This is a genomic window from Methylorubrum sp. GM97 (genome assembly GCF_024347855.1).
Classification (GTDB): Bacteria; Pseudomonadota; Alphaproteobacteria; order Rhizobiales; family Beijerinckiaceae; genus Methylobacterium; species Methylobacterium extorquens.
Map to the genome: position 1 here is coordinate 4,158,751 of NZ_AP025942.1, position 12,710 is coordinate 4,171,460.

Annotated in this window: 11 protein-coding genes and 2 pseudogenes; 6 read left to right on the plus strand and 7 right to left on the minus strand. The window is 71.3% G+C overall.

The genetic code is table 11. The annotated features are described in order from the left end of the window. Positions 1–56: 56 nt before the first annotated feature. The gene (locus tag MSPGM_RS19475) at positions 57–2,159 is read right to left on the minus strand and encodes a putative bifunctional diguanylate cyclase/phosphodiesterase (RefSeq protein ID WP_015857311.1); all 2,103 of its coding nucleotides are present in this window, start codon (positions 2,157–2,159) and stop codon (positions 57–59) included. A 314-nt stretch (positions 2,160–2,473) separates the two neighbouring features. Here MSPGM_RS19475 and MSPGM_RS19480 point away from each other — a divergent pair, with 314 nt between their 5' ends. Continuing rightward, a complete protein-coding gene (locus MSPGM_RS19480; RefSeq protein WP_003604262.1) occupies positions 2,474–3,391 on the plus strand; it encodes an alpha/beta fold hydrolase in 918 nt (305 codons plus the stop codon). Between the two features lie 4 nt (positions 3,392–3,395). Here the strand turns inward: MSPGM_RS19480 and MSPGM_RS19485 are convergent, their stop codons facing one another. The 3 genes from MSPGM_RS19485 to purD all read right to left on the minus strand — a co-directional run bounded on the left by MSPGM_RS19485 (position 3,396) and on the right by purD (position 5,953). Further along, entirely contained in the window at positions 3,396–4,097 is a 702-nt protein-coding gene (locus MSPGM_RS19485) for an SDR family NAD(P)-dependent oxidoreductase (protein WP_003604261.1), read from the minus strand. A gap of 91 nt (positions 4,098–4,188) precedes the next feature. Then, entirely contained in the window at positions 4,189–4,632 is a 444-nt protein-coding gene (locus tag MSPGM_RS19490) for a nucleoside deaminase (RefSeq protein ID WP_003604259.1), read from the minus strand. 13 nt (positions 4,633–4,645) lie between these two features. Further along, positions 4,646–5,953 (minus strand): phosphoribosylamine--glycine ligase, encoded by a 1,308-nt coding sequence (gene purD, locus MSPGM_RS19495; protein WP_003604258.1) that lies wholly within the window; start codon positions 5,951–5,953, stop codon positions 4,646–4,648. An 83-nt stretch (positions 5,954–6,036) separates the two neighbouring features. Here purD and MSPGM_RS19500 point away from each other — a divergent pair, with 83 nt between their 5' ends. From MSPGM_RS19500 to MSPGM_RS19520, 5 genes and pseudogenes are all read left to right on the plus strand, one after another. Then, entirely contained in the window at positions 6,037–6,774 is a 738-nt protein-coding gene (locus MSPGM_RS19500; RefSeq protein WP_003604256.1) for a hypothetical protein, read from the plus strand. Positions 6,775–6,851: 77 nt separating this feature from the next. After that, positions 6,852–7,076, plus strand: a complete 225-nt coding sequence (locus MSPGM_RS19505) for a hypothetical protein (protein WP_003604254.1) — start codon at positions 6,852–6,854, stop codon at positions 7,074–7,076. A gap of 217 nt (positions 7,077–7,293) precedes the next feature. Continuing rightward, positions 7,294–8,864: pseudogene (xseA, locus tag MSPGM_RS19510) on the plus strand (exodeoxyribonuclease VII large subunit). A 145-nt stretch (positions 8,865–9,009) separates the two neighbouring features. Then, positions 9,010–9,237, plus strand: coding sequence for a DUF4170 domain-containing protein (locus MSPGM_RS19515; protein WP_003599504.1), 228 nt, complete (start codon positions 9,010–9,012; stop codon positions 9,235–9,237). Between the two features lie 167 nt (positions 9,238–9,404). Continuing rightward, on the plus strand, positions 9,405–10,349 hold the full coding sequence (locus MSPGM_RS19520; RefSeq protein WP_003599505.1) for a ribose-phosphate pyrophosphokinase: 945 nt from the start codon (positions 9,405–9,407) through the stop codon (positions 10,347–10,349). 124 nt (positions 10,350–10,473) lie between these two features. On the opposite strand, the gene greA is transcribed toward MSPGM_RS19520, so the two are convergent. The 3 genes and pseudogenes from greA to MSPGM_RS19535 form a co-directional block, all read right to left on the minus strand. Further along, on the minus strand, positions 10,474–10,938 hold the full coding sequence (gene greA, locus MSPGM_RS19525; protein ID WP_003599506.1) for a transcription elongation factor GreA: 465 nt from the start codon (positions 10,936–10,938) through the stop codon (positions 10,474–10,476). A 20-nt stretch (positions 10,939–10,958) separates the two neighbouring features. Next, positions 10,959–11,956 (minus strand): annotated as a pseudogene (locus tag MSPGM_RS19530) (MDR family oxidoreductase). Positions 11,957–12,061: 105 nt separating this feature from the next. Then, complete coding sequence (locus MSPGM_RS19535; RefSeq protein ID WP_003599508.1) at positions 12,062–12,661, minus strand: hypothetical protein; 600 nt, start codon at positions 12,659–12,661, stop codon at positions 12,062–12,064. Positions 12,662–12,710 lie beyond the last annotated feature (49 nt).

A 12,710-nucleotide genomic window follows, 5' to 3' on the forward strand; every position in this document is an offset into this window, starting at 1 on the left:
CGTAGAGGTGCCCGGAGCCTGTCCCCCGGGCGCTCGAAAGCTTGCGAAGAGATCCGTCAGGCTGCCAGCGTCCGCCCGGGCCGGCCCTCGGCCGTGGTCCCGGCTTCGAGCAGGACGGCGATCTCGTGGACCGGGCGGGGCGGGCTGAACAGGTAACCCTGCACCTCCTGCGCACCCTCGGCCCGGATCGTGGCGAGCTGCGGCTCGGTCTCGACGCCTTCGACCAGGGTGGTGATGCCGAGGCTCGCCCCCAGGCTCACGATGGCGCGGATGATCGCGCCGGCCTCCGACTGGGCGGCGCAGTCGCGCACGAAGGAACGGTCGATCTTGATCTTGTCGAAGGGGAAGCGGCGCAGGTAGCTGATTGAGGAATAGCCGGTGCCGAAATCGTCCATGGAGATGCGCACGCCGAGCTTGCGCAGGGTGTGGAGCGTTTCGAGGTTCGCCTCGGTGTCGTCGAGTAGCACGTTCTCGGTGATCTCCAGTTCGAGCCGGCTCGCCTTGAGGCCGCTGGCCGCGAGCGCGCCGAGCACGCTCTGGATGAAGCCGCGGTGGCGCAACTGCAGCGGCGAGACGTTGACGGCCACGCTGATCTCGCCCGGCCAGTCCACCGCGTCCCGGCAGGCCTGGCGCAGCACCCATTCGCCGATCGGCACGATCAGACCGGTCTCCTCGGCGAGCGGGATGAACACCGCCGGGCTCACGAGCCCGCGCTCGGGATGGTGCCAGCGGATCAGCGCCTCCATGCCGGTGATGCGGTTGTCGGACAGGTCCACGAGCGGCTGATAATGCAGTTCGAAGCGGTCCAGCGTGAGCGCCTCGCGCAGCTCGCGTTCGAGGCCGAGCCGCTCGCGCAGGGTCTCGTCCATCTGCGGCTCGAACAGGCGGACGGTGCCGCGTCCCTCGGTCTTCGCCTCGTAGAGGGCGAGGTCGGCCTCCTTGAGGAGGCGCTCGATGTCGTGCGGGACGTCGCCCTCGGCCAGGGCGATGCCGGCGCTCATCCCGATCTCGACGGTGATCCCGTCGAGGGTGTAGGGCGCGGCCACGGTCTCGATCAGGCGCTCGGCCAGGGCCGCGGCCGCGGCCGCATCCTCGACGCGGGAGAGCACTGCGAATTCGTCGCCGCCGAGCCGGGCCACGACGTCGTGGCTGCGCACGTGCCCGCGCAGCCGATCGGCCACCGCCCGCAGCAGGGCATCGCCCACCGCGTGGCCGAAGCTGTCGTTGACCGGCTTGAAGCGGTCGAGGTCGAGGCAGAGCACCGCGAGCGGCGCCTCCGCGGCGGTGCGCAACGCCGCGAGCCATTCGGCGCCGACCTCGCGCAGGTGGGTGCGGTTCGGCAGGTCGGTGAGCCCGTCGTGGCGGGCCATGTGGATGATGCGCGCCTCGTTGCGCCGCCGCTCGGTGATGTCCTCGAAGGTCGCCACCCAGCCGCCGCCATCGGCCATGGGCCGGTGGGTCACGGCGATGACCCGCCCGTCGGCGAGTTCGCGCAAAACCGATTTCGACCCGTCTCCGCTGAGCGAGGTGCGGGTGCCCTCGCTGATCGCATCGACCGTGGCGCCGCGCTTGTAGCACCCGCGCGCCACCAGCATCTCGATGATGGCGCGCTGGCCCATGCCGACATGGACTGCGTCGTCGGGCAGGCCGAAGATCCCCAGGTAGCGCCGGTTCCACACCAGGAGCCGCTGCTCCGCATCGAACATGCACAGGCCGTGCGTCATGTTCTCCAGGGCCGCGTCGAAGCGCCGGTTCTGCTCGCTGAGTTCGGCGTGCGCCTCGACCAGGGCGCACCGGGTCCGGTGCTGCTCGGTGACGTCGCTGCCGACGCCGTGATAGCCCAGGAAATCGCCCTCGGGCGAGAAATGCGGGCGGCCGCTGATCTCGAACCAGCGCGGCGTGCCGTCGGGATGGCGGTAGACGTAGGTCAGGTCGCGGTACGGGCGGCGGGCGGTGATCGTCTCGCGGTAGACGGCAAGGCTGTCACCCTCCCCCTCGCAGACCAAGGCCGACCGCGTGAGCCCGATCAGGTCCGCCGGAGAGCGGCCCAGCACACGCTCGGCGCCTGGGGAGACGTAGCTGAATCGATCCTCGGCATCGGTGGCCCAGAGCCAGTCGAAGGCGATTCGCGCGAGTTCTTCGAGGTCGTTCAGGGGCATGAGATCACCGCGGACGAGCCGAACTTTTACGCCTAAAAGTGAATATTTCCTCATGCCCGCGACTTGGACATTCTGCCCAAATTTTACCCGTTCCGTGGTGGACCAAGTGAGGCTCAAGTGAGCTCCAAGTGGCCCCCAAGTGCAGAGGGGCCCCATGACTGTCGCCTGAATTGCACGCACCTTAGAAAATTCCGTAAGGTTGCATCACCGCAATCTCAGGGCCCCAGGCCACCGTCGGGTCGGGTACGCCGGAGCCTTCGCCCCACCGAGCCGTTATCCGCGATACGGAAGCGGTGACGTGGGAAGGACGGCGGATGGCAGAGGGCGACGACCTGTTTCCCGGCTTCGCGCCGCTCTGGATCGAGGGGCCGGCGGGCCGCTGGTTCGGCCGGGCCGGCGGCCCCGAATCGGCGCCGCCGCTCCTGTTGCTGCACGGCTTTCCGCAGAGCCACGCGATGTGGCACCGGCTGGCGCCGGCGCTCGCCCAGACGCACCGCGTCATCGCCCTCGACCTGAAGGGCTACGGCTGGTCGGCCGCGCCGGATTCGGGGAGAGGGGAGAACGCCTACGCCAAGCGGCGGCTCGGGGCGGAGATCGTCGCGGTGATGGAGCGGCTCGGCCATATCCGCTTCGCGCTGGCCGGCCATGATCGCGGCGCCCGGATCGGCTACCGGCTCGCCCTCGACGAGCCGGGCCGGATCGAGCGCCTCGCGCTGCTCGACATCGTGCCGACCGACGTGCAGTGGGCCCGCATCGAGGCGAACCCTGAGGCGAACCCGCACTGGCCGTTCCTGTCGCGCCCCGCCCCGGAACCGGAAACGGTGATCCGCCGCGATCCGGACGGCTATTTCGAGGGGCTGTTGCGCGACTGGACCGCCGCACATGATTTGACTGCCTTCGACGCCCGCGCGCTCACCCTCTACCGGCAGGCCTGGGGCGTACCCGAGCGCATCCACGCGATGTGCGAGGATTACCGGGCCGGCGGCGCCGACGGGCCGGACCGCGCCGCCGACCGCGCCGACCTCGCCGCGGGCCGAACCCTGCCGATGCCAGTGCTCGTGCTCGCGAGCGAGGCCTATTTCGACCGGGACAAGCCCGAGACCGCGCTGGCGGCTTGGCAACGGACCTTTGCGCCACGGGCGCAGGGCGCCCGCATCGCCTCCGGCCACTTCATGGCCGAGGAGGCGCCGGAGCCGACGCTGCGAGCGTTGCAGGCTTTCCTGGCAGCGTGATTCCTCAAAAGCGCTCGACCCACGGCCGCAGGGTGATCTCGTCGGTCCAGGCGCTGCGATCCTGGCGCAGGAGGGCGAGATAGCTCTTCGCGATGGCGTCCGGATCGAGGGTCGCGTCGGGATGGTCCTGCGGATCGGGCCGGGCGGCGGAGCGGATGGCGCCGTCGATCACGACATGGGCGACATGGATGCCCTGGGGCTGAAGCTCCCGGGCAAGGCTCTGCGCGAGGCCGCGCAGGGCGAACTTGCCCATGGCGAAGGGGGCCGAGCCCGCAAATCCCTTCACGCTCGCCGAGGCACCGGTGAACAGGATCGCGCCGTGGCGGTGGGGCAGCATCCGCCGGGCGGCGGCCTGCGCCACGAGGAAGCCGCCATAGGCCGAGACCGAGAGGGCGCGGGCCACCGCCTCCGGATCGAGATCGACAGTGGCCCCGCGCAGCCGTCCGCTGGCATTGTAGACCACCACGTCCGGCGCACCGCCGAGCGCCGGTTCGAGCCGGGGGAACAGGGCCTCGACCGCACTCGGGTCGGTGGCATCGCAGGCATGGATGACGGCCCCCGTCTCCGCGGCGAGGTCGTTGAGTTTTTCGGTGTTGCGCGCGGCGAGCCCGACCTTCAGCCCCTCGGCCGTGAACAGGCGCGCCAGCGAGGCGCTCAGGCCGGGGCCGGCACCGACGATCAGGGCGCGCTGGTAGGTCGGGACCATGGGAGGAGGCTCCGCTGCATTGCGAGGACAAAGGGTCGAACGCGCCGCCCGCAGCCGCGGTTCGACGCTCCGCCCCGACGCCTCTCCCGGTTCACCCCCGCCGCTCGGCGAAAAACTCCCTGAGCAGGCCCGCCGCCTCGCTCTCGCGAAAGCCCGAATAGACCTCCGGCGCGTGGTGGCAGGTCGGCTGGTTGAACACGCGGGGGCCGTGCTCGACGCCGCCGCCCTTAGGGTCGGAGGCGGCGTAGTAGAGCCGGCGGATACGGGCGAACGCGATCGCACCCGCGCACATTGGGCAGGGCTCCAGAGTCACGTAGAGGTCACAGCCGGTGAGGCGTTCGTCGCGGAGCGCGGCGCAGGCGGCGCGGATCGCCAGGATCTCCGCATGGGCGGTGGGGTCGCACAGCGTGCGCGGCCGATTGCCCGCGACCGCAAGCACGGTCCCGTCCCGCACCACGGCCGCGCCGACCGGCACCTCGCCCAGAGCCGCGGCCTCGCGGGCGGCGGCGAAGGCGAGGTCGAGGAAATCGGGCATCAGTCGCCCTTCATCAGTCGCCCTTGGAAGCCGCTTCGCGAGCGACCTCCCGGCCGCCGATATCGCTGCGGAAGAACCCGTCCGGCCAGTCGATGCGCTTCACCGCCGCGTAGGCGCGGTCTTTCGCCTGCCCCACGCTGGCACCGAGCGCCGTGACCGCGAGCACCCGGCCGCCATCGGCGAGCAGCCGGTCGCCGTCACGGCGGGTGCCGGCCTGGAACACCAGAACCGTCGCGTCGCCCGCCTCGTCTTCGGCCGCCTCGACGCCGCGGATCTCCGTGCCGCGGGTCACCGCGCCGGGATAGCCCTGCGCCGCCATCACCACCGTGAGCGCGGCGCGGGAGGCATCAAAACCGATCGCGACGCCGGAGAGATCGCCTTGAGCCGCCGCCAGCAGCGCCGGCACGAGATCGCCGGTCAGGCGCGGCATCAGCACCTGCGCCTCCGGATCGCCGAAGCGGGTGTTGTACTCGATGAGCTTGGGGCCCTCTGCCGTCAGCATCAGCCCGGCATAGAGGATGCCGGAAAACGGCGTGCCGCGGGCGGCCATGCCGGCCAGCGTCGGCGCGATGATCCGCGTCATCACCGTCTCGGTGATCTCCGGCGTGACGATGGAGGCGGGGGAATAGGCGCCCATGCCCCCGGTATTCGGGCCGAGGTCGCCGTCATGGACACGCTTGTGGTCCTGCGCCGTGCCGATCGGAACCGCACGGGTGCCATCGCAGAGCGCGAAGAAGCTCGCCTCCTCGCCGAACAGGCATTCCTCGATGACGAGCGCCCCGCCTTCCGTTCCGTCGAGGATCGCCCGCACGGCGGCCTCGGCCTCAGGCAGCGTCTCGGCCACGGTCACGCCCTTGCCGGCGGCGAGCCCGTCGGCCTTGACCACGATCGGCGCACCGCGCTCGCGGAGATAGGCCAAAGCCGGCTCGAGGTCGGTGAAGCGGGCGAAGGCGGCGGTCGGGATGTCGTGCTCGGCGCACAGATCCTTGGTGAAGCCCTTCGAGCCTTCGAGCTGCGCTGCGGCCTTCGTCGGCCCGAAGGCGGGGATGCCGGCGGCCTGGAGGTCGTCGACGAGGCCCGCCACCAGCGGCGCCTCCGGCCCCACCACCACCAGCCCGACCCCTTCCGCCCGGCAGAACGCGACGACGGCGGCGTGATCGGACACCGCGAGGTCCGGCCGGTTCTCGCCGTGCTGCGCCGTCCCCGGATTGCCGGGGGCGATGCACAGCCGCGCGCAGAGCGGCGATTTCGCGATGGCCCAGGCCAGCGCGTGCTCGCGCCCGCCGGAGCCGATGAGCAGGATGGAGAAGGGCTCGGTCATGAGAAGAACCCTATCCAAAAAATTTTGGGCCGGGGAAAGGGCGTTTCGCGTTTGCCCTGGCAACGCACGGGAGAAGCCGCCGCATGGCGCCGACAGATCGTCAGCCGGATCGTCACGAGGGGCCGAGCCGAAAGCGCCGCGGGCTCGGCCTGGAGGGCGCCAGCACCCTGGTGCAGACGCTGGCGATCCTCGGGGCAGGGGCCTGGGGCGTCTACACCTTCGTCTACGAGGCGCGGATCAAGCCGGGGCTCGCCCCGCCCTCGGTCTCGGTGAAGACCGACCTCGCCCGGGTCGGCGAGCGCGGCGACCGGGTGGCGATCCGCTCCACCGTGACCCGCACCAATGTCGGCCAGGCGGGGGTGCGCGTGCTCGGGCTCACCTACACCGTGGTTGGCATCCGCACCCGCTTTTCCGAACCGGGCGACGACACGGCGGCGCGGGAGGCCGCCTTCCGGGCCTCGCTTTCCGGCACGGCGAGCGTCGATGCCGCCCGCGACTACATGCGCGAGAGCGGCGGGACGCCGATCCTGCGCCAGGGGTTGCTGTTCTCCGGCGCGACGCCGCTCCCGAGCGAGCTCTCCGACCTCAACCCGGGCGAATCCGTCTCCCGCGACGTGATCGTCTATGCCGACCGCAAGACCTTCGACGCGGTGCGCTTCGAGGTGCGGCTCGCTTACGCCAAGGAGGACGACCCGCCGGTGCGCCTGCGCTTCGAGGCGGGCGCGGACGGAGTGCTCGCGACCGTCCCGGCCGAGCCCTGCCCCGCGCCGAAATGCCCGCTGCGGACCACGGATTTCGCCACGGAATTCTCGCTGTGGTGAGCGCGTCGGCGCGGCCCTCCCTCGGGCTCGCTTTATCCCGCGCGCCGGACGGAACGGTTGGCCGGGCTCGCCTGTTGATGTCTGCCATGCCGATCTGTCGCCACTCGATCGCCCCCCCCGCCCGCACGCCCCGCGAGCAACCCGTCGTTCGGCTGTCGCACTACGTGGTGCAGCGCCGCTCGGCGCCACGAGCCGCCAACGATAACCGCCGTTCGCGGCTCGCACCGGTCTGGCCCTGGGCCATGGCGGCCGCCGCCGCCCCGGCCGTGACGGCGGCGCTGATCCTCACGCGCCTGATCTGACGCCGGGCGCACTCATCGCACCCGCTGTCCTGTTCGCTCGACGCCTTCCCTTGAGAACCCGGCGCAGCCAGCGTTCCGTGCGGCGCGCGTGCCCTCGCGGAACAAGCCGTCAGCAAGGGTAACCACGCGGCTCTGGCGCCACACCCGCAGGCCGTTCCCCAGCTGATCGCGCGGTCGGCCTTTACCTCACCCGGCCCGTTCCCTAGCGTCCGGCCCCATGCCGCTCGTGCCCCCGCCACGTCCTGCGACCTCTGCCGCCGCCGTGCCGCCGCCGGGGGAGCCGGCGCCCTCGGCGCTGCTCCAGGCCAACACCCCCGAATGGTCGGTCGGCGATCTCGCCGCCGCCCTGAAGCGCACCCTGGAGGACGCTTTCGGGCATGTGCGTCTGCGCGGCGAGATCACCGGCTATCGCGGGCCGCACGGCTCGGGCCACGCCTACTTCTCGCTGAAAGACGGCTCGGCGAAGATCGACGCGGTGGTGTGGAAGGGCGTGCTCGGGCGCCTGCGCCAGAAGCCCAAGGAAGGGCTTGAGGTCATCGCCACCGGCAAGATCACGACCTTTGCCGGAAAATCCTCCTACCAGATCGTCATCGACTCGATGGAGCCCGCCGGCATCGGCGCCTGGATGGCGCTGCTGGAGGAGCGCAAGCGCCAGCTCGCGGCCGAGGGGCTGTTCGAGACTGACCGGAAGCGGCCGATCCCGTTCCTGCCGCGGGTGATCGGCGTCGTCACCTCGCCGACCGGCGCGGTGATCCGCGACATCCTCCACCGGCTGGAGGACCGCTTTCCCCGCCCCGTGCTGGTCTGGCCGGTGCGGGTGCAGGGGGAGGGGCGGCCGAGGAGATCGCCGCGGCGATCCGGGGCTTCAACGCGCTGTCGCCCGATGGCCCGATCCCGCGGCCGGACGTGCTGATCGTCGCCCGCGGCGGCGGCTCGATCGAGGATCTCTGGGCCTTCAACGAGGAGGCGGTGGTGCGCGCCGCCGCCGAGTCCGAGATCCCGCTGATCTCGGCGGTCGGCCACGAGACCGATACGACGCTGATCGACTTCGCCTCGGACCGCCGCGCCCCGACACCCACGGGCGCGGCCGAGATGGCGGTGCCGGTGCGGGCCGAACTCGCCGCCCAGGTCCACGAGCTCGGCGCCCGGCAGGCGGGCACGATGCTGCGGCGGATCGAGCGCGAGCGGGCGGATTTCCGGGCGCTCGTGCGGGCGATCCCCGGCGCCGACGCCTTCCTCGCCGTCAAGCGCCAGCGCCTCGACCTCGCCGACGCGCGGCTGCGGCCGGCGCTCGCCGCCAACGCCCGCGATTCCCGCGAGCGCCTGAACCGCGTCGCCGACCGCCTCACCCGGCGCTCCCCGGCGATCGCACTGGCCGAGGCGCGGGCTCGGCTCGCCGCCATCGACCACCGCCCGCGCACCGCCATGAGCCGCATCGTCGAGCGCCGCCGCGACCGGCTCGACGCGCTCACCAGCCTGCTCGGAGCGCTCAGCTACAAGGCCGTGCTCGCCCGCGGCTACGCGCTCGTGCGCGACGCCGACGGCCTGCCGGTGCGCTCGGCCGACGCCGCCGCCCGCGCTGCGCGGTTCCAACTGCAATTTGCCGACGGCGCTCTCTTTGCGCGCCCGGAGGAGGCTCCGGACGACCCCGTTGCGCCCCCCCTTGTCGAAGCCCCGCGCTCGGCGCCGCGCCCGAAGCGCGCGCCCCGCCGGGCCGCGCCCGAGCCCGCACCGAAGCCTGAGAAGGCGGCGGCCGAACCGGCCGCGCGGCAAGGATCGCTGTTCTGATCGCACGCGGCCGGGCGCCGTCCCGCCCCCGCATCAGCCCCTCCTTGCGCGGCAAGCACCTTGACCGGCACGGCCGCCTCTGCGACCGAGCGGCACGGCTCCTGCCTCACCGGCGGCGGGCCCCGGCATCCCGCAGGAGAGACGCGTGACCACGACGATCGACTCGGACCAGAAGCTCCACCTCGTCTTCGGCGGCGAGCTGGAGGATGTCTCGGGGGTACGCTTCCGCGACGTGAAGGATCTCGACATCGTCGGCGTCTTTCCCGACTACGCCTCGGCCCAGACCGCGTGGCGCTCGAAGGCGCAGGCCACCGTCGACAACGCGCAGACCCGCTACTTCATCGTCCACCTGCACCGCCTGCTCGAGCCGTAAGCGGGCAGGGCGGGGCCTCGCGCAGTGAAGTCCTTCTCACGAAACCATTGTGAGGGCTCGGCCCCGCTGGTATGAGCCGCGCGGCCGGATGCTTGTGCGGTCTCGGACGTAATCGTTTCGCGCGCGTCCCGCGAATGACTTGCAGAGTGAGCCGAGAGACGCCCGGCATGACGTCGTCCATCAAGATCATCGCCGGCAACGCGAGCCGCCCGCTCGCGGAAGCAATCGCCGGCTACCTCGAATTGCCGCTCGCGAACTGCATGGTCCGGCGCTTCGCCGACATGGAGATCTTCGTCGAGCTGCAGGAGAACGTGCGCGGCGAGGACGTGTTCATCGTCCAATCGACCTCGTTCCCCGCCAACGACCACCTGATGGAACTGCTGATCATGATCGACGCGGCGCGTCGGTCGTCGGCGCGGCGCATCACGGCGGTGATCCCCTATTTCGGCTACGCCCGACAGGACCGGCGCACCTCGGGCCGCACGCCGATCTCGGCCAAGCTCGTCTGCAACCTCATCACCGAGGCCGGCGCCGACCGGGTGCTGACGCTCGATCTCCACGCCGGACAGATCCAGGGCTTCTTCGACATCCCCACCGACAACCTGTTTGCCGCGCCCGTGATGGTGCGCGACATCAAGGAGCGCCTGGCGCCCGGCGAGCGCATGGTGGTCTCGCCCGACGTCGGCGGCGTGGTGCGCGCCCGCGCGCTCGCCAAGCGCATCGACGCGTCGCTGGCCATCGTCGACAAGCGCCGCGAGCGGGCGGGTGAGTCGGAGGTGATGAACATCATCGGCGACGTCGAGGGCCAGTCCTGCATCCTCGTGGACGACATCGTCGATTCCGGCGGCACGCTGGTGAACGCAGCGGAAGCCCTGCTCAACGCGGGCGCCAAGGAGGTCTCCGCCTACATCACCCACGGGGTGCTGTCGGGCGGCGCGGTCTCGCGCATCGCCGCCTCACGGATGAAGGAACTCGTCATCACCGACTCGATCCTGCCGACGCAGGCGGTCAAGCTCGCCCGCAACATCCGCGTGATCTCGATCGCACCGCTGCTCGGCGAAGCGATCGGGCGCACGGCGACGGAATCGAGCGTGTCGAGCCTGTTCACCTGAACGAATAGCGGGATTCCAAAGGGATCATCCCTTTGGCGGGGTCTCGGGCAGCGCCCCGGTCTTCCTCCAGGGCTCTGCCCTGGACCCGCGAAAGGGCTTGCCCTTTCGCAACCCCTGACTTCGCTCAGCGGATCTCGGCGATCTCGAACTCGTGGTCGTTGACCGTCACGGTGTCGCCGACGCCCTTGCCGGTGAGCGATTGGGCCAGCGGCGCGACGTAGGAGATCGACCCGGCTGCCGGGTCAGCCTCGTCCTCGCCGACGATGCGGAAGGTCTGCCGTGTGTCGTCCTCGCGCAGCACGGTCACCGTCGCGCCGAAACGCACGGTATCGCCCTCGAACGCTTCGACCGGTTCGGCCGAGTTCTTTCGCGCGGTCCAATAGCGCAGATCGCGCGAGACACGGGTGTGGTCGGCCTTGTCCTGCTGCGGCGAGAGGCCGGACAGCTCCGCCTCCAAGCGCGCTACCTCGGTTTCGATCTGCGCAAGGCCCTCGGGCGTCACGAAGTTGGTGTGGGAGGAGATGGGCCGATCGGGAAGATCCTCGAAGGCCTCGCCACCTTCCGGCTCACGGACGAATGCTCTGCTCATAAAATACGAAATGCCCCTGCCTAAGCCGCGGTTCCACCGATGGCGACGACGGTCCGGCCCCGCACCTGACCGTCGAGCAGGGTTTCGGCGAGGCCGCCCACCTCTTCCAGGGAGACCGTACGCGTCATAGCCTTGAGCCGATCACGGTCGAGGTCGCGTGCGAGCCGGGCCCAGGCCTCGCGGCGGGGCCCTTGCGGCGTCGTCACGCTGTTGATGCCGAGCAGGGAGACCCCGCGCAGGATGAAGGGTGCGACCGAACTCGGCAGGTCCATGCCCCCGGCATTGCCGCAGGCGGCGATGGCACCGCCGCCCTTCGTCATGGACAGGACGTTGGCGAGCACCCGGCCGCCGACCGCATCGATACCCGCGGCCCAGCGCTCCTTGGCCAGAGGGCGCGGCTCGCCCGCAAGCGCCTCGCGCTCCAGGATCTCGGCCGCACCGAGACCTTTCAGGTAATCGGCCTCGCCGCCCCGGCCGGTCGCGGCGATGACGTGCCAGCCGGCGCGCTTCAAGAGCGCCACAGCCACCGATCCGACGCCGCCGGAGGCCCCCGTCACCAGCGCCGGCCCGGCCTCAGGTGTGAGCCCATGCCGCTCCAGCGCAAGAACCGAGAGCATCGCCGTGTAACCCGCGGTGCCGATCGCCATGGCCTCGGCCGGGCTCAGCCCCTCGGGCAGCGGCACCAGCCAGTCGCCGCGCACCCGGGCGCGCTCGGAGAGCCCCCGAGATGGGTCTCGCCGACGCCCCAGCCGGTGAGCACCACGGCGTCGCCGGCCTTGTAGTCGGGATGCGCCGAGCCCTCGACGGTGCCGGCAAAATCGATGCCGGGGATCATCGGGAAGCGGCGGACCACCGGCATCCGGCCGGTCATGGCGAGACCGTCCTTGTAGTTCAGGCCCGAATGCGAGACCCGCACGGTGACGTCGCCGTCCATCAGGTCGGCCTCGTCGAAGTCGCGCAGGGCGAGGCTCTGGCCGGCTTCGCCCTTCTCGATCACCCAGGCCCTGAACGCCGCCATGGTCCGCTCCTCCCGTCTCATGTCGGGAGGGGAGCTACGGCGGCCCGGCCCTGAATCAAGGCCGCCGGTCGAGACCGACGCTTGAGACCGACATAGCCGCGGGCCTCAATAGCCGTCGTAGATGCTGCCCCGCGAGAAGCCGAGGCCGACCGCCACGTCCGCGGAGGAGGCGCCGGCGATGCCGAGAGCGTCCGGAATCGACCCGACACCGACAGGGCCATAGCCGGGAGCAGGACCGAACTCGGGCCCGCCCGCCGGCACCCAGGCGGCGCGGGCGGGCTGCACCAGCACCCGGCGTTGCGTGGTGGTGTAGACCGGCGGCACGGTGTGCGGGATCACCTCCGGCGGTCGCACCAGCACGCGGCGGGTCTGCACCGCGTAGCGCGGCGGGGTGGTCACCCAGCAGCCGACGAGCTGGCCGTAGGCATCGGTGCTGGTCTCCCACCGGCGCGCGCCGGGGGCGACCAGCACCCGCTCGGACACCGTGTCGTAGATCGGCGGCGTGGTGCGGTAGACGGTGCGCGGCGGCTGGACCAGCACGCGCTCCGCGACGGTGTCGTAGACCGGCGGCGTCACGACGCGGCGGTAGCACTCGGCACTGACACAGCCGCCCCCGGCTTGCGCGGGCGCGGCCAGGGCGATCACCGAGACGGCAGCGACGGCAAGGGAGGGGAACAGGCTCGAGCGGGGCAGGGGGGTGGCCATAACAACCTCGGAACGCGACTTCGATACGATTTCGACGCCGCCGCGAGGC

Coding starts and splice junctions, on each gene's coding strand:
- MSPGM_RS19505 (WP_003604254.1), top strand. CDS start 6,852: ATGTCTGCCATGCCGATCTGTCGCCACTCGATCGCCCCCCCCGCCCGC.
- MSPGM_RS19500 (WP_003604256.1), top strand. CDS start 6,037: ATGGCGCCGACAGATCGTCAGCCGGATCGTCACGAGGGGCCGAGCCGA.
- purD (WP_003604258.1), bottom strand. CDS start 5,953: ATGACCGAGCCCTTCTCCATCCTGCTCATCGGCTCCGGCGGGCGCGAG.
- MSPGM_RS19490 (WP_003604259.1), bottom strand. CDS start 4,632: ATGCCCGATTTCCTCGACCTCGCCTTCGCCGCCGCCCGCGAGGCCGCG.
- MSPGM_RS19485 (WP_003604261.1), bottom strand. CDS start 4,097: ATGGTCCCGACCTACCAGCGCGCCCTGATCGTCGGTGCCGGCCCCGGC.
- greA (WP_003599506.1), bottom strand. CDS start 10,938: ATGAGCAGAGCATTCGTCCGTGAGCCGGAAGGTGGCGAGGCCTTCGAG.
- MSPGM_RS19520 (WP_003599505.1), top strand. CDS start 9,405: ATGACGTCGTCCATCAAGATCATCGCCGGCAACGCGAGCCGCCCGCTC.
- MSPGM_RS19535 (WP_003599508.1), bottom strand. CDS start 12,661: ATGGCCACCCCCCTGCCCCGCTCGAGCCTGTTCCCCTCCCTTGCCGTC.
- MSPGM_RS19475 (WP_015857311.1), bottom strand. CDS start 2,159: ATGCCCCTGAACGACCTCGAAGAACTCGCGCGAATCGCCTTCGACTGG.
- MSPGM_RS19480 (WP_003604262.1), top strand. CDS start 2,474: ATGGCAGAGGGCGACGACCTGTTTCCCGGCTTCGCGCCGCTCTGGATC.